At 66.4% G+C, this 22727-nt stretch carries 24 protein-coding genes; 12 read left to right on the top strand and 12 right to left on the bottom strand.

All coding sequences use genetic code 11. The features are described 5' to 3' along the window. Positions 1-11: 11 nt before the first annotated feature. The 10 genes from OB2597_RS13555 to sucC form a co-directional block, all read right to left on the bottom strand. Positions 12-395 (bottom strand): MAPEG family protein, encoded by a 384-nt coding sequence (locus OB2597_RS13555; RefSeq protein WP_009806151.1) that lies wholly within the window; start codon positions 393-395, stop codon positions 12-14. A 12-nt stretch (positions 396-407) separates the two neighbouring features. After that, positions 408-803 (bottom strand): cupin domain-containing protein, encoded by a 396-nt coding sequence (locus OB2597_RS13550; protein ID WP_040609343.1) that lies wholly within the window; start codon positions 801-803, stop codon positions 408-410. A gap of 259 nt (positions 804-1062) precedes the next feature. Further along, complete coding sequence (gene odhB, locus OB2597_RS13545) at positions 1063-2625, bottom strand: 2-oxoglutarate dehydrogenase complex dihydrolipoyllysine-residue succinyltransferase (RefSeq protein WP_009806149.1); 1563 nt, start codon at positions 2623-2625, stop codon at positions 1063-1065. 71 nt (positions 2626-2696) lie between these two features. Then, entirely contained in the window at positions 2697-5666 is a 2970-nt protein-coding gene (locus tag OB2597_RS13540; protein ID WP_009806148.1) for a 2-oxoglutarate dehydrogenase E1 component, read from the bottom strand. Next, positions 5663-6196, bottom strand: a complete 534-nt coding sequence (locus OB2597_RS13535) for a DUF805 domain-containing protein (RefSeq protein ID WP_040609784.1) — start codon at positions 6194-6196, stop codon at positions 5663-5665. The genes OB2597_RS13540 and OB2597_RS13535 overlap by 4 nt, the downstream gene beginning before the upstream one ends. A gap of 165 nt (positions 6197-6361) precedes the next feature. Next, entirely contained in the window at positions 6362-7246 is an 885-nt protein-coding gene (gene sucD, locus OB2597_RS13530) for a succinate--CoA ligase subunit alpha (protein WP_009806146.1), read from the bottom strand. Between the two features lie 213 nt (positions 7247-7459). Beyond that, the gene (locus OB2597_RS13525; protein ID WP_009806145.1) at positions 7460-8122 is read right to left on the bottom strand and encodes a hypothetical protein; all 663 of its coding nucleotides are present in this window, start codon (positions 8120-8122) and stop codon (positions 7460-7462) included. Continuing rightward, positions 8113-8673 carry a hypothetical protein gene (locus OB2597_RS13520; protein ID WP_009806144.1) on the bottom strand — a complete coding sequence of 187 codons (561 nt, stop codon included), beginning with the start codon at positions 8671-8673 and terminating at the stop codon, positions 8113-8115. Before OB2597_RS13520 ends, OB2597_RS13525 begins: the two co-directional genes overlap by 10 nt. 22 nt (positions 8674-8695) lie before the next feature. Beyond that, a complete protein-coding gene (locus tag OB2597_RS13515) occupies positions 8696-9157 on the bottom strand; it encodes a hypothetical protein (protein ID WP_009806143.1) in 462 nt (153 codons plus the stop codon). Then, a complete protein-coding gene (sucC, locus tag OB2597_RS13510; RefSeq protein ID WP_009806142.1) occupies positions 9154-10347 on the bottom strand; it encodes an ADP-forming succinate--CoA ligase subunit beta in 1194 nt (397 codons plus the stop codon). The genes OB2597_RS13515 and sucC overlap by 4 nt, the downstream gene beginning before the upstream one ends. 276 nt (positions 10348-10623) lie before the next feature. On the opposite strand from sucC, the gene OB2597_RS13505 reads away from it, so the two are divergent. Continuing rightward, positions 10624-10962, top strand: coding sequence for a hypothetical protein (locus OB2597_RS13505; RefSeq protein WP_009806141.1), 339 nt, complete (start codon positions 10624-10626; stop codon positions 10960-10962). A gap of 58 nt (positions 10963-11020) precedes the next feature. Here the strand turns inward: OB2597_RS13505 and mdh are convergent, their stop codons facing one another. Continuing rightward, positions 11021-11983, bottom strand: coding sequence for a malate dehydrogenase (gene mdh / locus OB2597_RS13500; RefSeq protein ID WP_009806140.1), 963 nt, complete (start codon positions 11981-11983; stop codon positions 11021-11023). A gap of 236 nt (positions 11984-12219) precedes the next feature. Continuing rightward, positions 12220-12522 (bottom strand): hypothetical protein, encoded by a 303-nt coding sequence (locus tag OB2597_RS13495; protein ID WP_009806139.1) that lies wholly within the window; start codon positions 12520-12522, stop codon positions 12220-12222. Between the two features lie 261 nt (positions 12523-12783). Here OB2597_RS13495 and OB2597_RS13490 point away from each other — a divergent pair, with 261 nt between their 5' ends. The 11 genes from OB2597_RS13490 (at position 12784) to OB2597_RS22095 (ending at position 22517) form a co-directional block, all read left to right on the top strand. Continuing rightward, entirely contained in the window at positions 12784-13638 is an 855-nt protein-coding gene (locus tag OB2597_RS13490; RefSeq protein WP_009806138.1) for an HpcH/HpaI aldolase/citrate lyase family protein, read from the top strand. 43 nt (positions 13639-13681) lie between these two features. Then, positions 13682-14227, top strand: coding sequence for an NnrU family protein (locus tag OB2597_RS13485; protein WP_009806137.1), 546 nt, complete (start codon positions 13682-13684; stop codon positions 14225-14227). Between the two features lie 13 nt (positions 14228-14240). Then, positions 14241-14444 (top strand): DUF1737 domain-containing protein, encoded by a 204-nt coding sequence (locus OB2597_RS13480; RefSeq protein WP_009806136.1) that lies wholly within the window; start codon positions 14241-14243, stop codon positions 14442-14444. Beyond that, positions 14444-15475 carry a MaoC family dehydratase gene (locus OB2597_RS13475; protein ID WP_009806135.1) on the top strand — a complete coding sequence of 344 codons (1032 nt, stop codon included), beginning with the start codon at positions 14444-14446 and terminating at the stop codon, positions 15473-15475. The genes OB2597_RS13480 and OB2597_RS13475 overlap by 1 nt, the downstream gene beginning before the upstream one ends. A gap of 220 nt (positions 15476-15695) precedes the next feature. Next, positions 15696-16085, top strand: coding sequence for a succinate dehydrogenase, cytochrome b556 subunit (gene sdhC / locus OB2597_RS13470; protein ID WP_009806134.1), 390 nt, complete (start codon positions 15696-15698; stop codon positions 16083-16085). Between the two features lie 11 nt (positions 16086-16096). Then, positions 16097-16468 (top strand): succinate dehydrogenase, hydrophobic membrane anchor protein, encoded by a 372-nt coding sequence (gene sdhD / locus OB2597_RS13465; RefSeq protein WP_009806133.1) that lies wholly within the window; start codon positions 16097-16099, stop codon positions 16466-16468. 15 nt (positions 16469-16483) lie between these two features. Continuing rightward, positions 16484-18289 (top strand): succinate dehydrogenase flavoprotein subunit, encoded by a 1806-nt coding sequence (gene sdhA, locus OB2597_RS13460; protein ID WP_009806132.1) that lies wholly within the window; start codon positions 16484-16486, stop codon positions 18287-18289. An 18-nt stretch (positions 18290-18307) separates the two neighbouring features. Next, positions 18308-19684 (top strand): O-antigen ligase family protein, encoded by a 1377-nt coding sequence (locus tag OB2597_RS13455; protein WP_009806131.1) that lies wholly within the window; start codon positions 18308-18310, stop codon positions 19682-19684. Between the two features lie 13 nt (positions 19685-19697). Further along, the gene (locus tag OB2597_RS13450) at positions 19698-20477 is read left to right on the top strand and encodes a succinate dehydrogenase iron-sulfur subunit (protein WP_009806130.1); all 780 of its coding nucleotides are present in this window, start codon (positions 19698-19700) and stop codon (positions 20475-20477) included. 138 nt (positions 20478-20615) lie between these two features. Next, positions 20616-22259: an FAD-binding dehydrogenase gene (locus OB2597_RS13445; protein WP_009806129.1), complete on the top strand. Its 1644-nt coding sequence runs from the start codon at positions 20616-20618 to the stop codon at positions 22257-22259. A 108-nt stretch (positions 22260-22367) separates the two neighbouring features. Further along, entirely contained in the window at positions 22368-22517 is a 150-nt protein-coding gene (locus OB2597_RS22095) for a hypothetical protein (RefSeq protein WP_009806128.1), read from the top strand. Positions 22518-22727 lie beyond the last annotated feature (210 nt).

The raw sequence follows: 22727 nt of genomic DNA, 5'->3' as shown, positions 1-22727 counted from the left end.
ACGGCCTCGGATCAGAGTGCAAGAAGGTACAGCCAGAAGATCATGGCGAAACCCACCAGCCAGATAGCGGTTCGGAGATAGGCGATGCCGAGCGCGTAGACCACGACATAGGCGATGCGCGCCAGCAGGAAGAGCCAGGCGGCGGTGAGCGCCGCGCCCGGGGCCTCGGGCTGCTGCGCAAGGATCAGGACCGGCGGCGCGAAGAGCGCCATGGCGACGACGGAGTTCATCTGCGCACGGTCCAGCCGCCCGGCCATCCCGGTGAGGGAGGGCAGGCTTTCGCGATTGCCCGCCAGCTGCGAGAGGTCGAGTTTCCGGGCCGCGGCGAGTACCTGGGCCAGGATGGTGACGAGGACGACGATGCCGTAGAGGGCGAGGATCGAGGTAAGGGTCATGGGGCCAGCCTGTCAGGAGTCGGAGACGTTCGTTTCGGGATGATAGGCGATTTCCGCGAAGGAGTCCGCAGGGAAGGAATAAAGAAACCGCAGGATGCCTTCGCCGTTGCGCCATTCGTGGACGCATCCGGCGGGAACGAAGAAGGTGTCCCCCGGACGCATCTGCAGGATCTCGGCGCCCAGGCGGGCATGGCCATGCCCTTCGAGCACGTGGACGGTTTCGGGAATATCGTGCCAGTGCGCGGCCTCGACATCGCCGGCGCGCAGGGTGGCGATCCCCTGGACCAGCCCGTGGGTCGGGGTTTCGTCGCCCGAGAGCAGCGTGCGGTAGGTGACGGTCGAGGTTTCCCGCGGGTCCCAGAGATGGGGCGGACGGTCGGCAATGTTGATGCGGGTGGCCCTGGACATCCTGCTGCGCATCTCCTCTTTCGTTCCGCCTGAAGCCTACGCAGGAGCGGAACGCTTGAGAAGGGGGCGAAGCCCTCGCGGCCGGGACGCGCCCGCCCGCGGGGCCGGTCTCAGGACGCGCCGGGTGTGGAGCGGTGGTCCGGCCCCCGCCGCGGTCGACGCCGCCGGTCGGATCGTGGGAAGCCGGTGGGGGCCGTACGGGGCCTCCCGCCCGTGGCCGCAGGGGCCACGGACGGTGCTACAGGGATCTTCCGACCGGTCAGAGGTCCATCAGCAGGCGCTGCGGATCCTCGAGCGCCTCTTTCACGCGGACGAGGAAGGTCACGGCACCCTTGCCGTCCACGATGCGGTGATCGTAGCTGAGCGCGAGGTACATCATCGGGCGGATCACGATCTCGCCGTTGACGACCATCGGCCGCTCCTGGATCTTGTGCATGCCCAGGATGCCGGACTGCGGGGGGTTCAGGATCGGCGAGGACATGAGCGATCCGTAGACGCCGCCGTTCGAGATCGTGAAGGTGCCGCCCTGCATCTCGGCCATGGAGAGCTTGCCGTCGCGGGCGCGCTTGCCCTTTTCGTTGATCGCCTTCTCGATCCCGGCGAAGGACAGGCTGTCGGCATCGCGGATCACCGGAACGACGAGGCCCTGGGGCGTGCCGGTGGCGATGCCCATGTGCACGAAGTTCTTGTAGACGATGTCGGTGCCGTCGATCTCGGCATTGACCTCGGGCACCTCGTTCAAGGCGTGGCAGCAGGCCTTGGTGAAGAAGGACATGAAGCCCAGGCGCACGCCGTGCTTCTTCTCGAATTCCTCCTTGTAGGTCTTGCGCAGTTCCATCACCGCCGTCATGTCGACCTCGTTGTAGGTCGTCAGGATCGCGGCGGTGTTCTGCGCGTCCTTCAGGCGGCGGGCGATGGTCTGGCGCAGGCGGGTCATCTTGACCCGCTCCTCGCGTGCGGCGTCGTCGGCCGGAACGGGGGCGCGCGGCGGCGCCTTGGCCTCGGGGGCCGGAGCGGATTTCGCGGCCGAGATCGCCTTGGCCACGTCTTCCTTCATGACCCGGCCGTCACGGCCTGTTCCGGTCACCTGATCGCGCGACAGGCCGGCCTCGGCCATGGCCTTCTTGGCCGAGGGCGCGTCCTCGGTGTCCGAACGGCTGCCGCGGTTGGGTTTCGTCTCGTAGGCCTCGCCTTCGGCGCCCTCGTCCTGGACGGCTGGCGCGGCCTTGGCGCTGCCGCCGCCATCGCCCGAATTCAGCTCGGCGAGCTGGCCGCCCGCCTCGACGGTTTCGCCCTCGTTCTTGAGGATCTTCGACAGTACGCCCGCCGCCGGGGCCGGAACCTCGACCGACACCTTGTCGGTCTCCAGTTCGCAGAGCATCTCGTCGGCCTCGACGCTCTCGCCCTCCTTCTTGAACCATGTCGCGACGGTGGCTTCGCTCACGGATTCGCCCAGGGACGGCACCATCACCTTGACGGTCTCGCCGCCTTCGGTGGCCTCTTTCTCGCCATTGGCCGGTTGTTCGGCCTCGGTCTCTTCCGTGTCCTCGGCGCGCGGCTTGGTGTCCTCCGGCCCGGCGTTGCCGGATTCCGAGATGTTGCCGAGCAGGGCATCGACGCCGACGGTTTCGCCCTCTGCGGCGACGATGTCGGCAAGAACGCCGGCCGCGGGCGAGGGGACCTCGACCGTGACCTTGTCGGTTTCCAGTTCGCAAAGCATCTCGTCGACCTCGACGGTGTCGCCGGGTTTCTTGAACCAGGTGGCGACGGTGGCCTCGGTGACGCTTTCACCAAGCGTGGGCACGCGAATTTCGGTGGTCATCGGTGGCTATCCTTCAGATGTGTTCGGTATATCCGGTTCAGGCGGCGCCCCGTGGCCCCGCCCCTTCCATGTCATTTTTCAAGCCCAAGCGCGTCGGCGACCAGTGCCGCCTGCTGCGCCTTGTGCTGTGCGGCAAGCCCCGTGGCCGGAGAGGCCGTGGCGACGCGGCCCGCATAGACAGGGCGTTCGTGCTTGGCCTTGATGCGGGTCAGGACCCATTCGATGTTCGGTTCGACGAAGGTCCAGGCGCCCTGGTTCTTGGGCTCTTCCTGGCACCAGACCATCTCGGCGCCCTTGAACCGCTCGAGCTCCTTGACCAGCGAGATCGCGGGGAAGGGATAGAACTGTTCCAGCCGCAGTAGATAGACGTCTTCCAGTCCGGCTTCGTCGCGGGCCTCGAGAAGATCGTAATAGACCTTGCCCGAACACATGACGACGCGCCTGATCTTGTCGTCCTCGACCAGTTTCGTCGTCGACCGGTCCTTGCCGTACTGCTGGTCCGCATCGTCCCAGAGAACGCGGTGAAAGCTCGACCCGGTGGTGAATTCGTCCGCGTCCGACACCGCCAGCTTGTGACGCAGGAGCGATTTCGGCGTCATCATGATCAGCGGCTTGCGGAAGCTGCGGTGCAGCTGCCGGCGCAGGATGTGGAAATAGTTCGCCGGGGTCGTGCAATTGGCGACGATCCAGTTGTCCTGCCCGCACATCTGCAGGAAGCGTTCGAGCCGGGCCGAGGAGTGTTCGGGCCCCTGGCCCTCGTAGCCATGCGGCAGCAGGCAGACGAGGCCGGACATCCGCAGCCATTTGGATTCGCCCGACGAGATGAACTGGTCGAACATGATCTGCGCACCGTTGGCAAAGTCCCCGAACTGCGCCTCCCACAGGGTGAGGGCATTTGGTTCGGCCAGCGAAAAGCCGTATTCGAAGCCCAGCACCGCGTATTCCGAAAGCATCGAATCGATGACCTCGTAGCGCGCCTGACCCTCACGGATGTTGTTGAGCGGATAGTATCGCTCTTCCGTATTCTGGTTCACCAACGCGGAATGACGCTGCGAGAAGGTCCCGCGGGTGGAATCCTGCCCGGCCAGCCGGACGGGATAGCCCTCGGTCAGGAGCGAGCCGAAGGCCAGCGCCTCGCCGGTCGCCCAGTCGAAGCCCTCTCCGCTGTCGAACATCTTTTTCTTGGACGCGAGCAGCCGCTCGACCGTCCTGTGAGTGGGGAAACCCTCCGGGACGCGGGTCAGCGCCTCGCCGATCTGTTCCATCGTCTCGGGTTTGATCGAGGTCTCGCCGCGCTGGTAATCTTCCTTCTCGCGCTCGAGCCCGGACCACTTGCCGTCCAGCCAGTCGGCCTTGTTGGGCTTGTAATCCTTGCCGGCCTCGAACTCCTCGTTGAGATAGGACTGGAACGAGGCCTTCATGTCCTCGATCTCGCCCTCGGGGATCAGCCCGTCCTTGACCAGCCGGTCGGTATACAGGCTGAGCGTCGTCTTGTGACCCTTGATCTTCTTGTACATGAGCGGATTGGTGAACATCGGCTCGTCGCCTTCGTTGTGACCGAAGCGGCGATAGCAGAACATGTCGATGACCACGTCCTTGTGGAATTTCTGCCGGAACTCCGTCGCCACCCGTGCGGCGTGCACCACGGCCTCGGGGTCGTCGCCGTTGACGTGGAAGATCGGCGCCTCGACCATCAGGGCGATGTCGGTGGGGTAGGGGCTCGACCGGCTGAAATGCGGCGCGGTGGTGAATCCGATCTGGTTGTTCACCACGATATGGATCGTGCCGCCGGTGCGATGTCCGCGCAGGCCCGAGAGGCCGAAGCATTCCGCCACGACGCCCTGGCCGGCAAAGGCCGCGTCGCCGTGCAACAGGATCGGCAGGACGGCGGTGCGGTCGCTGTCGTTGAGCTGGTCCTGCTTGGCCCGTGCCTTGCCCAGCACCACGGGGTTGACCGCCTCGAGGTGCGAGGGGTTCGCCGTCAGCGACAGGTGCACCGTGTTGCCGTCGAATTCGCGGTCCGAAGAGGCGCCGAGGTGGTATTTCACATCGCCCGAACCGTCCACATCCTCGGGCTTGAACGACCCGCCCTGGAATTCGTTGAAGATCGCGCGATAGGGCTTTTCCATCACGTTGGCGAGCACCGAGAGGCGGCCCCGGTGGGGCATGCCGACGACGATCTCCTTCACGCCGAGCGAGCCGCCGCGCTTGATGATCTGCTCCATCGCGGGAACCAGGCTTTCGCCGCCGTCCAGGCCGAAGCGCTTGGTGCCCATGTACTTGACGTGCAGGAACTTCTCGAAACCCTCGGCCTCGACCAGCTTGTTCAGGATCGCCTTGCGGCCCTCGCGGGTAAAGGCGATCTCCTTGCCGTAGCCCTCGATCCGCTCCTTCAGCCAGCCGGCCTCCTCGGGGTTCGAGATATGCATGTACTGCAGCGCGAAGGTGCCGCAGTAGGTGCGTTTCACGATGTCGACGATCTGGCGCATCGTGCCGATCTCGAGGCCCAGAACCTTGTCGAGAAAGATCGGCCGGTCCATGTCCGCTTCGGCGAACCCGTAGGAACGGGGGTCGAGTTCGGGGTGGTTGGTCTCGTCCCGCATCCCCAGGGGATCGAGATCCGCGGCCAGGTGCCCGCGGATCCGGTAGGCGCGGATCAGCATGATGGCACGGACGGAATCCAGCACGGCCTGCTTGATCGCCTCGTCGCTGACCTCGACGCCCTTCTCGCTGGCCTTCGATTTGATCTTGTCACCCGCCGCCGCCATCTCGGCCGGCACCGGCCATTGCCCGTCGAGCGCCGCGGTCAGGTCGTCATTGGGAACGGGCGGCCAGTCGGCCCGCGCCCAGGACGGGCCCGCGGCCTCCTTCTTGGCGTCGATCTCGGTATCGCCGAGCTGCCTGAAGAATTCGCCCCAGGCCTCGTCGACCGAAGCCGGATCGTTCGCCCATCGCGCGTGAAGCTGTTCGAGATATTCCGCGTTGTGCCCCTGCATGAAGCTCGAGGCATGGAAGATGTCGTTGGGGCTTTGGTCGGTCATGACGAGACCTCATGAGGGTTGGGGCCCCACTGATTGGAGCCGGGTTGCGTGGGGCGGGTGAGCCACCAGATGACGATGAGCGGCGAGAAGAGGGCGATGATGATCGAGATGATCATGACGATGCCGACGATGCCCGCGAAGGCGGTGCCGAAATCGCCGGCCATGAGCGGACCCGTCACGCCTGCGACGCTCGCGAAGGTGCCGATGCCGACCCAGACGAGGATCGGATAGAGCAGGTAGAGCCCCGAGCGCCCGGTGTCGTGCATCCGCCGCCAGCCGACGGCAAGGATCGGCAGCAGCGTGGCGAGGGAGAAGAGCGAGGCGATCGGCCCGTTCTCGCTCTGGGCCGAGAAGTCGCCGGGGCCGGTCTCGACGCTGCCGGTGCCGAAGAGGATGCCGTCCAGTATGCCCGCAACGATGCCGCCGAGGATGATGAAGAGAATGAACCACCAGTACTCGGGTCGCGTGGCGCGGCCCGAGAAGGTGACGTATTTCCGGAAACAGGTGCGGACGGCTTGCGGAAAGGTCATGTCGCGGCCCCTTGTCCCGAGGAGGCGGGCCATGCGGTCCTTTCCGGTCCGCCCGTCGAGGGCGCCACGGAGGTTCCGGCAAGCTTCACATTCACCTGGCCCATGGCCGATCCTTACGTGTCGTGTTCCGGGCGGGGATCGCCCGGAACGGTCCTGTGGCGGGTCTCAGCCCTTGATCGCCTTCAGCACGGCCTCGCCCAGACCGGCGGGGCTGTCGGCGACCACGATCCCGGCGGATTTCATCGCCTCGATCTTGTCGTCCGCGCCGCCCTTGCCGCCGGCGACGATGGCGCCCGCGTGGCCCATGCGGCGGCCCGGAGGGGCGGTGCGGCCGGCGATGAAGCCGGCGGTCGGCTTCCAGCGACCCTTCTTCTTCTCGTCGGCGAGGAACTGGGCGGCCTCTTCCTCGGCCGATCCGCCGATCTCGCCGATCATGATGATGGACTCCGTCTCGTCATCGGCAAGGAACATCTCGAGCACGTCGATGTGTTCGGTCCCCTTGATCGGGTCGCCGCCGATGCCCACGGCCGAGGACTGGCCCAGGCCCGCGTCCGAGGTCTGCTTGACCGCCTCGTAGGTCAGCGTGCCCGAGCGCGAGACCACGCCGACCGACCCGCGCTTGTGGATATGGCCGGGCATGATGCCGATCTTGCAGGCGTCGGGGGTGATGACGCCGGGGCAGTTCGGGCCGATCAGCGTGCAGGGGCTGTTCTTCAGCGCCGCCTTGACCTTCATCATGTCGAGCACGGGGATGCCCTCGGTGATGCAGACGATCAGCGGGATCTCGGCGTCGATCGCCTCGAGGATGGAATCCGCCGCGAAGGGCGGCGGCACGTAGATCACCGAGGCGTTGGCGCCGGTCTGGTCCACGGCCTCGTGGACCGAATCGAACACCGGCAGGTCGAGATGGGTCGAGCCGCCCTTGCCGGGCGTCACGCCGCCGACCATCTTGGTGCCGTAGGCGATGGCCTGTTCCGAGTGGAAGGTCCCCTGAGAGCCGGTGAAGCCCTGACAGATGACCTTGGTGTTTTCGTCTACGAGGACTGCCATGTTGGGCGTCTCCTTTTCAGTATTTTGCAGTCTGCATCAACGCGAGAGGGGCTCTCTGCGAGTAAAAGAGGGCTTCCCGGACCCGCCGGCACACAGAAGAGCGCGGTCCGGAACGGGAAGGGGCGGGACGATGCAGGAAAGGGCGGCGGGCATTCTGCGGGACGCGGGCCCCGTCAGATCCATTCCTGTCGCTCGTTCCGGCGCGGGATCGGGTCATTCGGGGACCTCCGCGGGGTGGAACATCGTGTCGATAAAGATCGCGCCGCCCGCGATATGGATGGTCGCGTAGCGGGGTTCGCCCGCCAGATCCACGATGGCGCGATAGTGGGGCATGACGATCTCTGAGGCCGCGCTGCCGGGGTCGCCGGGCAGGGTGAGCTCTCCTCCGACGCGCAGCACCTCGTCCTCGTCCAGCACCGATTTCAGACCCGCGTCAAGCGCGCGGCCGTATTCGACGAGACCCGGATCGGTCATGGCGTATTTCTGGATGACCGCGGCAAAGCCGGCGGGGTCGCGCCCGGTCACGGCACAAGATGTCTGCAATCCACCGGGCATGCCGTAGTAATATACCTCGGTCTTGACCCCCTCGGTCCCGGCCGGCTCGGTCACGGCCACGACGCCGTTGTCGTCGGTGCGGTCGATGGCGCTGCCCTTGTCGGCCGCGTCCTGGAGGAAGCCAGCCGGATCCGACCCGACCGCGCCGCAGAATTCGAGGAAGCGTACCCAGGTGTTGCCGGCGGTCTTCGCGGCGTCTGTTTCCTGCGCTGCGGCAGGGGCGGCGGCCAGCAGCAGGGCGGCGATCACCGGGCCGATGGCCGGCGCCATGCGCCGCAACGCCGCGCCGCGCCTTGTGCCTGCATCATGGATCAGAACCATATCATCACCTGTGCCGTGCCATTCTCGACGCAGACGGGATCCTGTCCGCGCATGCCGATGGTAACCTCCGTCGCGCTCTGCGGCAGGAAGGCCGCGTAGCCCGTGCAACTGTCGCCGGCCGCGTTGCCCGGCGTGATGACAGGCCCGTTCTCGTGGCTGCCCGCGACAAAGAGGCCGGGAAATGCCTCTTCCAGGATCGTGCCGGCGAGGGGGATCGCCTCGGTCACCCCGATCATGTCGGTGCCTATGGCGCAATGCAGGGAGAAATTCTCGTAGGTGATCATCACCGTGCCGAGGTCCGGCTGCGGCGCGGCGAACCAGTGGATGACCGTCTCTTCGTCCATCCGCTCGGGCGTGTAGCTGTAGCCGCGGGCGTCCAGCTCCTGCACCAGCACGTTCGGGTCCCGATCGTTCTGGATGCAGAGCGTCATGGCCTCCCTCAGGAAGCCGGTGACCTCGCCGCGCTGCGCGGCGACCGCGAAGCCCAGGCCGAACTGCCCGGCGAGGGCCAGGCAGAGGGTCGAGGCATATGTGCGGATCACGTGACGCAAGGCTCGGTCTTTCCGGGAAATCCTATTTCTGGCCCTTGACGATGAACTGGGAGCCGGTCGAGCCGCCGCTCCCGCCGCCGACGCCGATGTGCACCCATGCGCCGTTCACCTCGCCGATGAGGCCGGCCATGACGCGGCCGACATCACGGCTCTGCAGGTCGGTGATATCGGCCGCGAGCATGGCGTTGCGGACGAAATCCAGCGCGGCCTCCCTGTCGAAGGCCATCGACGGCAGGTGGATGTCGCACCAGTTCTCGGCGGGGTCGAAGGTGGTGGTGGAGACGTCGGTGACGTGCTTCCACTTGCCATCAACCTCGTTGGCCCCGGGGAGGGCGCGAACCGGCGGAATGCCCTGCGCCACGATGCGGATGCATCCCGAGATCACGTCGTCCAACGCGGCTTCCTCCGGCGTGTGACTGCCTGCGGAGGCCGTCACCGGGCCCATCAGCCCCAGGGCGAGAACTGTCGCGACAGCCAGTTTCATCCCTTCACGGCCTTCACGATCTTCTCGGCACCGTCGCTGAGGTTGTCGGCCGCGATGACGTTCAGGCCGGAGGTGTTGATGATCTCCTTGCCCTTCTCGACGTTCGTGCCTTCCAGCCGGACGACCAGCGGGACCTCCAGTCCGACTTCCTTCACCGCGGCGACCACGCCCTCGGCGATGACGTCGCAACGCATGATGCCGCCGAAGATGTTCACCAGGATTCCCTTCACGTTCTTGTCGGACGTGATGATCTTGAACGCTTCGGTCACCTTCTCCTTCGTGGCGCCGCCGCCGACGTCGAGGAAGTTGGCAGGCTCCGCCCCATACAGCTTGATGATGTCCATCGTCGCCATGGCGAGGCCCGCGCCGTTCACCATGCAGCCGATCTCGCCATCCAGCGCGATGTAGTTGAGGTCGTACTTGGACGCGGCGAGTTCCTTGGGGTCCTCTTCCGTCTCGTCGCGCAGGGCGATGATGTCGTTGTGACGATACAGCGCGTTGCCGTCGAAGCCGACCTTGGCGTCCAGCACCTTGAGGTTGCCGTCGGGCATGACGATCAGCGGGTTGATCTCGAGCATCTCCATGTCCTTCTCGGTGAAGGCACGGTAGAGCTTGTCAAGAAGCTGGACCATCTGCTTGACCTGCGGACCTTCCATGCCGAGGGCAAAGGCGACGCGCCGGCCGTGGAACGGCTGGTAGCCGGTGGCGGGCTCGATCGAGAAGGACAGGATCTTCTCGGGGGTCGATGCGGCGACCTCCTCGATGTCCATGCCGCCCTCGGTCGAGCAGACGATCGAGACGGCCGAGGTCTGGCGGTCGACGAGCAGGGCGAGGTAGAGTTCGCGCTCGATGTCGGACCCGTCCTCGATATAGATGCGGTTCACCTGCTTGCCGGCCGGACCGGTCTGGTGGGTCACGAGGGTGCGGCCGAGCATCTTCTTGGCTTCCTCGGCGGCTTCCTCGACGGACTTGGCCAGGCGCACGCCGCCCTTCTCGCCGGCGTCGGCCTCCTTGAACGAGCCCTTGCCGCGGCCGCCCGCGTGGATCTGCGCCTTCACGACCCAGAGGGGGCCGTCCAGTTCCCCGGCGGCAGTCTTGGCGTTCTCGGCTTTCAGGACTGCACGTCCGTCGGAGACCGGGCATCCGTAGTCGCGAAGAATCGCCTTCGCCTGATACTCATGAATGTTCATGAATTCCGTCCCTCGTTTCAGATACGTTGGGCACGGTAGTGGCATAGTGCGGCCGCGCTATGAATCTTTTTCTCCCGGAATCCGTGGGAAACCGCTCATTTGCGGGGGTTTGTGATCACACGATTGCGGGGCGTGATCACAAGGTGCGCGCAAGGGCCGGTTCTGCGGCGGTAAAGTGGGAAAATGCCGCGCTTCGGTGCGATTCACCGCCCGGTGGCGGGGTGGGGGAACCGGTTTCCGGCAGGCGGGTTGCTTTTCGAAAGGAGTTTGCACGCCATGACGCTATTTCCGAAGCTTCCCGATCACCTGTCCGGCCGTCCCGTTCCGGTCGCGCGGCGCGACCGCTGGATGCCGCTGGCCTTCGGCGCCGGTCTGGTGGCGGTCGGCGCGCTGCTGTCGCGGTTCCGTCCGAGTGCGCTCGACATGCCCAACCCCTCACCGCTGCGGGACAAGCGCTCGGGCCGGATGGGCAAGGCGGTGCGTCTGTCGCGGGACGGCGCGGAACAGGTGGCGCCCGAGAATCTGGTCGGAAAGATCGGCACCTCGCTGGCCATCGCGGGCGGCGCCATGATCGCCGCGCGGCTGCTGGACGAGGTCTCGGGCCACGGCCGGTGAACGCGAAAGCCGCGGGACTGACGGCCCGCGGCTTCGGTTTGTCCTGCGGTGGTCCGGCTTAGGCCAGCGACTCGTCGATGCCCTTGCAGGCTTCGACCAGGCCCTTCACGGCCTCGACCGACTTGTCGAACATCTCCTGCTCGTCCTTGTTCAGCTTGATGTTCACGATCCGCTCGATCCCACCGGCGCCGATGACGGTGGGAACGCCCACGTACATGTCCTTGACCCCCAGTTCGCCCGAGCAATAGGCGGCAGAGGGCAGGACGCGCTTCTGGTCCTTGAGATAGGCCTCGGCCATCTCGATCGCCGAGGTGGCCGGTGCGTAGAAGGCCGACCCGGTCTTGAGCAGGCCAACGATCTCGGCGCCGCCGTCACGGGTGCGCTGGATGATCGCGTCGAGCTTTTCCTGCGTGGTCCAGCCCATCTTGACCAGATCGGGCAGCGGAATGCCGGCGACGGTCGAATAGCGGGCACAGGGCACCATCGTGTCGCCGTGTCCGCCGAGGACGAAGGCGGTGACGTCCTTCATGGACACGCCGAATTCGAGGCTGAGGAAATGGCGGAAGCGGGCGCTGTCGAGCACGCCGGCCATGCCGCAGACCTTTTCGGCCGGGAGGCCGGAGAACTTCTGCAGCGCCCAGACCATCGCGTCGAGCGGGTTGGTGATGCAGATGACGAAGGCGTCGGGGGCGTTGGTCTTGATGCCCTCGCCCACGGCTTTCATGACCTTCAGGTTGATGCCCAGCAGGTCGTCGCGGGACATGCCCGGCTTGCGCGGGACACCGGCGGTGACGATGCAGACGTCGGCGCCCGCGATGTCGGCATAATCCTGCGTGCCCTTGAGATGCGCGTCGAAGCCTTCGGACGGGCCGGATTCCGCGATGTCGAGGGCCTTGCCCTCGGGCGTGCCTTCGGCGATGTCGAAGAGGACGACGTCGCCCAGTTCTTTCAGTGCCGCGAGGTGTGCGAGCGTGCCGCCGATCTGACCAGCGCCGATCAGGGCGATCTTGGGTCGTGCCATGGAACCTATCTCCAGTCCGATAAATCTCGGGCGATGCCTAGGCATTTTGCGGGATCAGCGCAAGTGCGCGCAGGTGCGGAGGGTCCGGATCGTCGGACCGTAGCGTCGGCACCCTTAAGAAAAGGGCATGAAAATCAGCATAATGCGTCTGCCGCACCCTCCGGGGGGGAGGGGCGCCGGGGCGGGGCCGCTGCCGGGTGTTCGCGCGGGGAGGGGGCTGGGAGGTTCGATTCTGATCACGCATCCGTGTCGTCCAGGGGCAGAGCTTCGGCATAGGTTTCGAACGCCTCTCCGCTGGCGACGAGGCAGGTGATGCCGCCGGGCCGCGTGGCGGTGATCGTCCAGGAGCCGGTTTCGGAGGAGACGAAGACCTCGACCATCCGGTTGCCGGCGCCGAGGCCGATCGACCGGCGGGTTTCGCCATAGGTGCTGGCCAGCCGCTCGACCACCAGGTCGCGCGGGGCGCAGCTGGTGCGGGCGTGGGCGGGGATCGTGAACAGAAGGAGCGCGGCAAGCGTTCCGGTGACGACATTTCGCATTGTTTCATACCTTTTATCTGCCGCGGGGCCGGCCCGCGTGCTTGCGGCCTCCGTCCGGTGCGTGTCCGGGCCTGGGTCGTGCGGACAATCTGCCGCCGGCGTCTGAAGACGTGGTTAATGCTGCGCGCGGTGGTCCTTGCCCCCGCGGCCACGGTACGGAATTCTGCATCGCGGCGCGGACGGCCTTGAACTTTTCCCTCGGAAAATGCCATTGGTGCGCAAGATTCTTGCTAACCGATCCGCGCAGCCCCGGAGATTCCCATGGACGACGACTTCCGCCCCTACCGATCTGTTCTCTATATTCCCGGGTCCAAGGACCGTGCGCTGGACAAGGCGCGGGGGTTGGCCTGCGATGCGATCATCTTCGACCTCGAGGATGCGGTGACGCCGGATGCCAAGGATGCGGCGCGCGAGACGTTGAAGGCCGCGCTGGAGCAGGGCGGATACGGCGAGAGGGCCAGGATCATCCGGATCAACGGGCTGGACACCGACTGGGGCGCCGACGATGTCCGTGCTCTCAGGGACGCCGGGGCCGATGCCTTTCTTCTGCCCAAGGTGGATTCCGCGAAGGACATCGAGGCGCTGGACGACCTGCTTGGCGGCGAGACGGCGATCTGGGCCATGATCGAGACGCCGCTGGGCGTTCTGAACGCGCTGGAAATCGCGGCGCACCCCAGGGTGACCGGGTTCGTGGCCGGGACCAACGACCTCGCCAAGGAGCTGAACTGCCGCGGCCGGGACGACCGGCTGCCGATGATGTTCGCGCTGCAGCAGATGCTGCTGGCGGCGCGCGCGCATGGGGTGGTCTGCATCGACGGCGTGTACAACCAGTACCTGGACGAAGAGGGGCTGGCCGCAGAATGCGCGCAGGGCCGCGACCTGGGCTTCGACGGCAAGACGCTGATCCACCCGGCACAGGTCGAGGGGGCGAACAGGGCCTTCGCGCCGACCGAGGCCGAGGTCGAGCTGGCCCGGCGTCAGATCGCCGCGCTGGAGGAGATCGAGCGGACCGGACAGGGCGTCGCGGTGGTCGACGGCAAGATCGTCGAGAACCTCCATGTCGAGACGGCCAAAAAGACGCTGGCCAAATCCGAGGCGATTGCGCGGAGGGGATGAACCCGGCAACGTGGGGCGACTCCATGCTCAAGACAGGTGACTGATGCTCCTTCTCGTTCTCGGCGTGCTGCTCTGGTGGGCGGCCCATCTTTTCAAACGCGTCGCACCCGGCCCCCGCGCCCGGATGGGCACTGCGGGCAAGGGGGCGGTGGCGCTGGCGCTCGTCGTCTCGATCGTGCTGATGATCTTCGGCTACCGCGCCGCCGAGGGGGCGTTCTTCTGGGGGCGCCATCCGGCGACCGTGGGTATCAACAACCTGATGATGGTGGCCGCGCTCTACCTGACCAGTCCCGGACCCAAGAAGGGCGCGCTGTTCTACCGGATGCGGCACCCCATGCTGACCGGCTTCCTGCTCTGGACGCTGGCGCACCTGCTGGTGAACGGCGATGTCCCCTCGTTCGTCCTCTTCGGCGGGCTGGGTCTCTGGGCCGTCGTCGAGATGATCGTCATCAACCGGTCGGACCCGGACTGGTCCCCGCCCGCGAAGGGCTCGATCGCCAAGGACGGGATGTTCTTCGCCATCTCTGTCCTGTTGCTGCTGGTGATCGGCTGGATACACACATGGCTCGGATACCCGACCTTCGGATAAATCAGGACTGCACATGAAAGCCTATCGTTTCCTCACGGCCGACGACACTTCGGCCTTTTGCCACAAGGTCACCGCGGCGCTCGACAAGGGGTGGTCGCTCTATGGCGATCCGACCTATGCGCACGATGCGACCACGGGGGTGATGCGCTGCGGCCAGGCCGTGGTGAAAGAGGTCGAGGGGGCCTACGCGCCCGAGATCAAGCTGGGAGATCTGTGATGACCAAGACCAATCCGGGGCGTTTCTTCGAGGATTTCGAGGTCGGGCAGGTGATCGACCACGCCGTGCCGCGCACCGTGTCGGGCGGAGAGCGGGCGCTGTACCAGGCGCTCTATCCGATGCGGCACGCGCTCTATTCCTCGGACGAGTTTGCGCGCGGCTGCGGTCTGCCGGCATCGCCGCTCGACGATCTGATCACCTTTCATCTGGTGCTGGGCAAGTCGGTGCCCGACATCTCGCTGAACGCGGTCGCCAACCTGGGCTATGCCGAGGGGCGGTGGTTGAAGCCCGTGCATGCGGGCGACACGCTCCGGGCCTCCTCCGAGGTGCTGGGGCTCAAGCAGAATTCAAACGGCACGTCGGGGGTGGTCTACCTCAGGACCCGCGGAGTGAACCAGCGGGACGAGACGGTGCTGGAATACATCCGCTGGGTGATGGTGCGCAAGAACGACACCGAGGCGCCGGCGCCCGAGACGGTGATCCCCGAGCTGGCGAAGGCCGTCGCGCCCGAAGACCTGGTGGTGCCCGACGGGCTGGATTTCTCGCGATACGACTACACCCTGGCGGGCGAGCCGCATCGCTTCGGCGACTACGAGGTGGGCGAGGTGATCGGCCATGTCGACGGCGTCACCATCGAAGAGGCCGAGCACATGATGGCGACCCGGCTGTGGCAGAACACGGCCAAGGTGCATTTCGACGCGACCTTCCGGCCCGACGGTCAGCGACTGATCTATGGCGGGCACGTGATCTCGCTCGCGCGGGCGCTGTCCTTCAACGGGCTGGCCAATGCGCAGATGGTTGTGGGCCTGAACGGCGGCGCCCATGCCAACCCCTGTTTCGCCGGGCAGACGGTCAAGGCGTGGTCCGAGGTGCTGGACAAGGCCGAGACCGGTGCGCCCGGTGTCGGCGCGCTCCGGCTGCGGCTGGTGGCGGTGAACGACGCCTCGGTCGGGGAACTCAGGGGCGAGGATGGAAAGTACCTGCCGCAGGTGCTGCTCGATCTCGACTACTGGGCGCTGGTACCGGTGTGACGGGGGCCGCCGGGCCGCGCGCTTTTCCAAGAGAATCTGTCGGGTATCGGCGCAGCTCCCGTCAGGCGGGCGGCGTGTGATCACACTTTTTCCCGATGTGATCACGAAGGGCGTCGCAGCCTGCGATACCGGGGTTTTCTGCGCGCGCATCCGGTTGGGCTGATGACAAGCCTGTAAAAATCAGTAGTACTCGCCGCAGGAAAAACCGAGAGGGGACCTCATGGCCGACGTGAACAGGGGCAACCGCCCGCTTTCGCCATTCATGCTGGGGCAATATTACCGTTTCCAGCTGAACTCCGTTGCATCCATCCTGACACGGATCACCGGCAATGCGTTGATCGTCGCCGCTTTCCTCATCGCCTGGTGGTTCATGGCCGCGGCCGCGGGACCTGAATATTTCCGTGTCGCCGACTACGTGATCACAAGCTGGGTCGGCGACCTGATCCTGCTCTTCTCGACCCTCGGCCTGTGGTATCACACGCTGGCCGGCGTCCGGCACCTGATCTGGGACAACGGTTATCTGCTCGACATGGAAAGCTCGGACAAGATGAGCTGGATCATCATCGGCGGGTCGGTCGTGCTGACCCTTCTCACCGTCATCATCGTCTGAAGGGGCTGAGCATGCGTTTTCTCACCGACCGCAAGCGCGCCGTTGGCATGGGCGCCTCGAAGACCGGCACCGCGCATCACTGGCAGATGCAGATCTCGTCGATCGCGCTGCTGATCCTGGTCCCGCTCTTCGTGCTGAACTTCGGCGCGATCCTCGGGTCTTCCTACGAAGAGGTCGTCGCGCACTATTCCCGACCCTATCCGGCGATCGTGGCCGCGCTGACGCTTCTGGTGGGGATGACCCATTTCAAGAACGGCGCGCAGATGGCGATCGAGGACTATATCCACGGCCTCGCCGGCCGGCTGTCGATCATCGGCGTGACCATCCTGGCCTATGCCATCGCCGGCGTCGGCATCTTTTCCCTGCTCCGGCTGGCGCTGTAATTCCCGAGGTATCCGATGGCTGCTTACGAATACGAAACGCATGAATACGACGTGGTCGTCGTCGGGGCTGGGGGCGCGGGTCTGCGCGCCACGCTCGGCATGGCCGAACAGGGGCTGCGCACGGCCTGCGTGACCAAGGTCTTCCCGACCCGCTCGCATACCGTGGCCGCGCAGGGCGGGATCGCCGCCTCGCTGTCCAACATGGGGCCCGACCACTGGCAGTGGCACATGTATGACACCGTCAAGGGCTCGGACTGGCTGGGCGATACCGACGCGATGGAATACCTTGCCCGTTCGGCGCCCGCCGCCGTGTACGAGCTGGAACATTACGGCGTGCCCTTCTCGCGCACCGAAGAGGGCAAGATCTATCAGCGGCCCTTCGGCGGGCACACCACGGAATTCGGCGAAGGCCCCGCCGTGCAGCGCACCTGCGCCGCCGCCGACCGGACCGGCCACGCGATCCTGCACACGCTCTATGGCCAGTCGCTGAAGAACAACGCCGAGTTCTACATCGAATATTTCGCCATCGACCTGATCATGAGCGATGACGGCGTCTGCACCGGCGTTCTCTGCTGGAAGCTGGACGATGGCACGATGCATGTCTTCCGCTCCAAGATGGTCGTGCTGGCCACCGGCGGCTACGGCCGGGCCTATTTCTCGGCCACCTCCGCCCATACCTGCACCGGCGACGGGGGCGGCATGGTGGCCCGCGCCGGGCTGCCGCTCCAGGACATGGAGTTCGTGCAGTTCCACCCGACGGGTATCTACGGCTCGGGCTGCCTGATCACCGAAGGCGCGCGGGGCGAGGGCGGATACCTCACCAACTCGGAAGGCGAGCGGTTCATGGAGCGTTACGCGCCCCAGTACAAGGACCTCGCGCCGCGCGACTACGTCTCGCGTTCCATGACCATGGAGATCCGCGAAGGCCGCGGCGTCGGCGAACACGGCGACCACATCCACCTGAACCTCAGCCACCTGCCGGCCGAGGCGCTGGCCGAGCGGCTGCCGGGCATTTCCGAGTCCGCCCGGATCTTTGCCGGCGTCGACGTCACGAAAGAACCGATCCCGGTCCTGCCGACGGTGCACTACAACATGGGCGGCATCCCGACGAACTACTGGGGCGAGGTGCTGAACCCCAGCGAAGGCGATCCGAACGCCGTGGTCCCGGGCCTGATGGCCGTGGGCGAGGCGGGCTGCGCGTCCGTCCACGGGGCGAACCGGCTGGGCTCGAATTCGCTGATCGACCTGGTGGTCTTCGGCCGTGCGGCGGCCATCCGCGCCGGCAAGGTGGTGGATCCCGAAAGCGCCGTGCCGGAGGTCGTGACGGCCTCGGTCGACAAGGCCTTCGACCGGTTCGACGGTCTGCGCAACGCCTCCGGTTCCATCCCGACCGCCGATCTGCGGGACGAGATGCAGCGGACCATGCAGTCCGACGCGGCGGTGTTCCGGACCTCCGAGACGCTCAAGGACGGCGTGACCAAGATGACCGAGATCGCCGGCAAGCTGGGCGACCTGAAGGTCACCGACCGCTCGCTGATCTGGAACTCGGACCTGATGGAGACGCTCGAGCTGACCAACCTGATGCCGAACGCGCTGACCACGATCGTCGGGGCCGAGGCGCGGCACGAATCGCGCGGCGCCCATGCCCACGAGGATTACTCCGAGCGCGACGACGAGACCTGGCGCGTGCACACCATCGCCCGCGTCGACGGCAACAAGGTCGAGCTGAGCTATCGTCCGGTGATCACCGACCCGCTGACAACCGAGGACGAGGGCGGCATCGAACTCAAGCGGATCGCGCCCAAGGCGCGGACCTTCTGAACGAGTCCGGGTTCGCCGATGTCGAGGGCACAGAGCGCAACCAGGGCCGGCATCGGATACGGATCCGGCCCGCGCGCCTCTGCCCGCCCGCCGGGCGGCGCGGCCGGGGCGGGCGAGCGGCGATCGCTGCTGCTACGGGTAACCGACGCGATGATCGTGCTGGGCCTGATCTCGCTGAGCATCCTGCCCTATCAGACGGCGTTGTCGCTGATCTGGCTCGCGGCGCTGCTGCCCCTGCTGGTGCACTGGCGGTCGCTCTCCGTCCGGGCGGTCGATCCCCTGACCGCCGGCCTGCTCCTCGGTCTCTTCGCGCTCCTGGCGGTCTCGTGGTGGGTGCATCCCGTCCCCGCGGATGCCGCGATCACGGATCCGGCGGCCTTTCCCACCTTCTGGATCATCTGCGCCATCTTCGGCCTGACGCTCCTGGCGCGGGCCGCTCTTTTCGGCGATACGGCCCGGCTGCTGAAGGTCTGGATCCCCGTCGGTCTTGCGGTGGCCTTCGCGGTCTTGTCGGTGGAACGGTTCACGCCCCTGTTCGGCGATGCCGGATGGTGTCGTGTCAAGGGGCGCGCGGATACCTCGTTCAACGCCGCGCTGGTCTTTTCGTGCTTCACCTACCTCTATCTCGCGCTCTGGCCGCGCCTGCAGGGGGCGGACCGGGTGATCGCCATGGGTCTCGTGTCGGCCATGGTGGTGGTCGTCCTCTTCTACACCGTCTCGCGCAGCGTTCTGATCGGCACCGGCGTGGCGGGACTGGTCGTGCTGGCGGGCTTCGCCACCGCACGCCCGCCCCGGTGGACCCGCGCGGCGGGTGGTTTCGCGGGGGCGTACCTGGCCGGCATCCTGATCAGCCTCGGCCTGATCCAGCTGGCGCCCTGCGCCGCCTACAAGAGCGTGGGGATGCTGGGGCAGGTCCTCGCCGGGGGCGAGATCCCGGCCGACGCGACCTCGATCAACATCCGGCTGGTCTTCTGGGCGATCGGGGCGGAGACCTGGGCGCAGGCGCCGCTTATCGGCTCCGGCCGCTGGAGCGAGATCGCCGCGATGGAGGCCTTTCCCCATGACCACGTCCACCAGCAATACCTGGCCTGGCTCATCTGGTTCGGGCTGCCCGGCCTGCTCGCCGGCCTGGCCTTCCTGGCCTTCCCGCTCCCCGCGGTTCTGTCCGGCACCCGCGGCGCCTCGCGCTGGATCCTGGTTGCGGCGCTTCTGTGCCTTCCCCTGGCGCTGTTTTTCGATACCTTCCTTCGCATGCCGGCGTTCATCGGGCTGCACATCGGTCTCGGCTGCCTCATGCTCGGGCTCTCGCGCGGCGGCGCCCGCCCGCGGGGCCCCGACCTCTCAACCGACCTGCCGGATCCTCCGTCAGGTGACGAAATCCTGACCCAGAGCTGAAAAGGAAACCGAGATGGTACAATTCACGCTCCCCAAGAACTCGCGCATCCGGACCGGAAAGACCTGGCCCAAGCCCGACGGCGCGACGAACGTGCGCAAGTTCAAGATCTACCGCTGGAACCCGGATGACGGCGAGACGCCGCGGGTCGACACCTATTTCCTCGACATGGACAAATGCGGCCCGATGGTCCTGGATGCGCTGATCAAGATCAAGAACGAGATCGACCCGACGCTGACCTTCCGCCGATCCTGCCGCGAGGGGATCTGCGGATCCTGCGCGATGATGATCGACGGGATCAACACGCTGGCCTGCATCTACGGGCTCGACGAGATCAAGGGCGACGTGACGATCTATCCGCTGCCGCACATGCCGGTGGTGAAGGACCTGATCCCGGACCTCACGCATTTCTACGCGCAGCACGCGTCGATCATGCCCTGGCTCGAGACCAAGACGAACCGGCCGGCGAAGGAATGGCGGCAGTCCATCGAGGACCGCAAGAAGCTGGACGGGCTCTATGAATGCGTGATGTGCGCCTCGTGTTCGACCGCCTGCCCGTCCTACTGGTGGAACGGCGACCGCTATCTCGGGCCGGCCGCGCTGCTGCATGCCTACCGCTGGATCATCGACAGCCGCGACGAGGCGACCGGCGAGCGGCTGGACGACCTCGAGGATCCCTTCAAGCTCTACCGCTGCCACACGATCATGAACTGCGCGAAGACATGCCCGAAGGGCCTGAACCCGGCACGGGCGATCTCGAATATCAAGCAGATGATGGTGGAACGCACCGTCTGATCCCGGCGGCCCCGCCCCGTTCTTCTTTGGTCCGGAAATATCCCGGGAGGTCCGGAGGGCAGAGCCCTCCGGTCGCGCAGCGAATTGCGTGGTCTCTCGCGGTGCGGATGCTAGGCTGGTCCCCGGGAGGAGAGGTGCATGGCCAGATACGAAGCGGATGTGATCGTCGTCGGCGCGGGGCTCGCCGGGCTTGTCGCCGCGACCGAGGCGGCGGAGCGGGGGCGCAGGGTCCTGCTGCTGGACCAGGAGGGGGAACAGAGCCTCGGCGGGCAGGCCCACTGGTCGCTGGGCGGGCTGTTCATGGTGGACACGCCGGAACAGCGGCGGATGCGGATACGCGACAGCCGCCATCTTGCCGCGCAGGACTGGATGGGCTCGGCCGGGTTCGACCGGAGTGAGGACGTCAATCCCAGGGCCGTGGCCGAAGCCTATCTCGATTTTGCCAGCGGCGAGATGCGGGCGTGGCTGCACGGGATGGGGATGCGCTGGTTTCCGGTCGTGGGATGGGCCGAACGCGGCGGAGCGCTGGCCCATGGTCACGGCAATTCGGTACCGCGGTTCCATCTGACATGGGGCACCGGGCCGGGGGTGGTCGCGCCCTTCGCCGACAAGGCGCGGCGGCTGGCCGAAAGCGGCGACCTGACCTTCGGGTTCCGCCACCGTGTCACCGGGCTGGACCTGCGCGCGCGACGGGTGGCGGGCGAGATCCTTGCCCCGAGCGATGCCGCGCGCGGGCGCAGCACCTCGCGGGAGGTGGTGGCGGATTTCGAGGCCACGGGCGCGGGGCTGATCCTGACCTCGGGCGGCATCGGGGGCGACCACGCCAAGGTGCGGCGCCACTGGCCGGTCGAGCGGCTGGGCCCGCCTCCGGAGCGGATGGTCTCGGGCGTGCCGGACTACGTGGACGGGCAGTTGCAGGGGATTGCCGAGGCCGCCGGGGCCGGCCTGATCAACGGCGACCGGATGTGGCACTACTGCGAGGGCATCCGGAACTGGGATCCCATCTGGCCGAACCACGGAATCCGGATACTTCCCGGTCCGTCATCGGTCTGGCTCGACGCGCACGGCGAGCGGATGGAGCCGCCCTGCCTGCCGGGGTTCGACACTCTGGCGACGCTGCGGCGGATCCTCTCCACCGGGCGGGATCACAGCTGGTTCGTCCTGACGCAGGCGATCATCAAGAAGGAATTCGCGCTCTCGGGCTCGGAGCAGAACCCGGATTTCTCCTCGGGCAGGTGGGCCGAGGTCATCCGGTCTCGGGTGCTGAACAAGGCGGCGACCGGTCCGGTCGAGGCCTTCAAGGAGAAGGGCGACGATTTCGTCGTCGCGGACACGCTCGAAACGCTGGTCGAGGGGATGAACCGGCTGGAGCCGGACTGCCCGCTGGAAGAGGACCGCCTGCGACGCCAGATCGAAGCCCGCGACCGCGAGATGGAGAACCCCTTTTCCAAGGATGCCCAGGTCGTGGCCATCCACGGGGCGCGCCGGTACCTGGGGGACAAACTGGTCCGGACGGCGAAACCGCACCGGATCCTCGATCCCGCGCAGGGTCCGCTCATCGCCGTGCGCCTGAACATCCTCACGCGCAAGTCGCTGGGCGGCCTGCATACCGATGTGCGTGCCCGCGTTCTGGACCCGGAGGGCGAGCCGATCGAGGGGGTCTATGCCGCCGGCGAGGTCGCGGGTTTCGGCGGGGGCGGCTATCACGGGTACAACGCGTTGGAGGGCACCTTCCTGGGCGGCTGCATCTTTTCGGGGCGCACGGCGGGGCGCGAGGTCTGAGCGCTGCGATCGCTGCAAGGCCGCCTTGCGAAATCGGGGGCTGAATTCTGCGGGGGGCGGGGCCATCTTCCGGTCAGGGAGGGGCCTTGAAACCCGAAGAGGCACCTTATGGAACAGACCGACAAACCCACCCCCGAAGAGCTTCGCAAGGCACAGGCCGCGCTGAACGCCGTCAACCTGGCCTACGAGTATTTCGCGCCGGAGCGGGCGACCGTGCCGCCGAAGACGGGCTACTTCGCCTATGTGGAAACCGCCTGAAGGCGGACGCGTGCTTGCAACCATGCCACAGGGTGACCCCCTTCGTGGCATGGTTTCATCTCGCCTTCTCAGGTCCTTGCCCGGATGACGGGCGACGTATCGGGAAAAATTCGATCCGGGGGCAGAATACCACTTGATCGACTCACCGATTGGCCCGATATGCGCAAATACATAGACGCCAACGCACGCGCCTCTGGCGAGAGGGATAAG

Source organism: Pseudooceanicola batsensis HTCC2597 (assembly GCF_000152725.1).
In the GTDB taxonomy this organism is placed as follows: Bacteria; Pseudomonadota; Alphaproteobacteria; order Rhodobacterales; family Rhodobacteraceae; genus Pseudooceanicola; species Pseudooceanicola batsensis.
The sequence above is the reverse complement of the archived record's forward strand: the minus strand, read 5'-3'. Positions and strand labels throughout refer to the sequence as shown.

What these genes read in the sequence shown, in the direction of transcription:
- OB2597_RS13555 (WP_009806151.1), bottom strand. Translation starts at nt 395, where the DNA reads ATGACCCTTACCTCGATCCTCGCCCTCTACGGCATCGTCGTCCTCGTC.
- OB2597_RS13550 (WP_040609343.1), bottom strand. Translation starts at nt 803, where the DNA reads ATGTCCAGGGCCACCCGCATCAACATTGCCGACCGTCCGCCCCATCTC.
- odhB (WP_009806149.1), bottom strand. Translation starts at nt 2,625, where the DNA reads ATGACCACCGAAATTCGCGTGCCCACGCTTGGTGAAAGCGTCACCGAG.
- OB2597_RS13540 (WP_009806148.1), bottom strand. Translation starts at nt 5,666, where the DNA reads ATGACCGACCAAAGCCCCAACGACATCTTCCATGCCTCGAGCTTCATG.
- OB2597_RS13535 (WP_040609784.1), bottom strand. Translation starts at nt 6,196, where the DNA reads ATGACCTTTCCGCAAGCCGTCCGCACCTGTTTCCGGAAATACGTCACC.
- sucD (WP_009806146.1), bottom strand. Translation starts at nt 7,246, where the DNA reads ATGGCAGTCCTCGTAGACGAAAACACCAAGGTCATCTGTCAGGGCTTC.
- OB2597_RS13525 (WP_009806145.1), bottom strand. Translation starts at nt 8,122, where the DNA reads ATGGTTCTGATCCATGATGCAGGCACAAGGCGCGGCGCGGCGTTGCGG.
- OB2597_RS13515 (WP_009806143.1), bottom strand. Translation starts at nt 9,157, where the DNA reads ATGAAACTGGCTGTCGCGACAGTTCTCGCCCTGGGGCTGATGGGCCCG.
- sucC (WP_009806142.1), bottom strand. Translation starts at nt 10,347, where the DNA reads ATGAACATTCATGAGTATCAGGCGAAGGCGATTCTTCGCGACTACGGA.
- OB2597_RS13505 (WP_009806141.1), top strand. Translation starts at nt 10,624, where the DNA reads ATGACGCTATTTCCGAAGCTTCCCGATCACCTGTCCGGCCGTCCCGTT.
- mdh (WP_009806140.1), bottom strand. Translation starts at nt 11,983, where the DNA reads ATGGCACGACCCAAGATCGCCCTGATCGGCGCTGGTCAGATCGGCGGC.
- OB2597_RS13495 (WP_009806139.1), bottom strand. Translation starts at nt 12,522, where the DNA reads ATGCGAAATGTCGTCACCGGAACGCTTGCCGCGCTCCTTCTGTTCACG.
- OB2597_RS13490 (WP_009806138.1), top strand. Translation starts at nt 12,784, where the DNA reads ATGGACGACGACTTCCGCCCCTACCGATCTGTTCTCTATATTCCCGGG.
- OB2597_RS13485 (WP_009806137.1), top strand. Translation starts at nt 13,682, where the DNA reads ATGCTCCTTCTCGTTCTCGGCGTGCTGCTCTGGTGGGCGGCCCATCTT.
- OB2597_RS13480 (WP_009806136.1), top strand. Translation starts at nt 14,241, where the DNA reads ATGAAAGCCTATCGTTTCCTCACGGCCGACGACACTTCGGCCTTTTGC.
- OB2597_RS13475 (WP_009806135.1), top strand. Translation starts at nt 14,444, where the DNA reads ATGACCAAGACCAATCCGGGGCGTTTCTTCGAGGATTTCGAGGTCGGG.
- sdhC (WP_009806134.1), top strand. Translation starts at nt 15,696, where the DNA reads ATGGCCGACGTGAACAGGGGCAACCGCCCGCTTTCGCCATTCATGCTG.
- sdhD (WP_009806133.1), top strand. Translation starts at nt 16,097, where the DNA reads ATGCGTTTTCTCACCGACCGCAAGCGCGCCGTTGGCATGGGCGCCTCG.
- sdhA (WP_009806132.1), top strand. Translation starts at nt 16,484, where the DNA reads ATGGCTGCTTACGAATACGAAACGCATGAATACGACGTGGTCGTCGTC.
- OB2597_RS13455 (WP_009806131.1), top strand. Translation starts at nt 18,308, where the DNA reads ATGTCGAGGGCACAGAGCGCAACCAGGGCCGGCATCGGATACGGATCC.
- OB2597_RS13450 (WP_009806130.1), top strand. Translation starts at nt 19,698, where the DNA reads ATGGTACAATTCACGCTCCCCAAGAACTCGCGCATCCGGACCGGAAAG.
- OB2597_RS13445 (WP_009806129.1), top strand. Translation starts at nt 20,616, where the DNA reads ATGGCCAGATACGAAGCGGATGTGATCGTCGTCGGCGCGGGGCTCGCC.
- OB2597_RS22095 (WP_009806128.1), top strand. Translation starts at nt 22,368, where the DNA reads ATGGAACAGACCGACAAACCCACCCCCGAAGAGCTTCGCAAGGCACAG.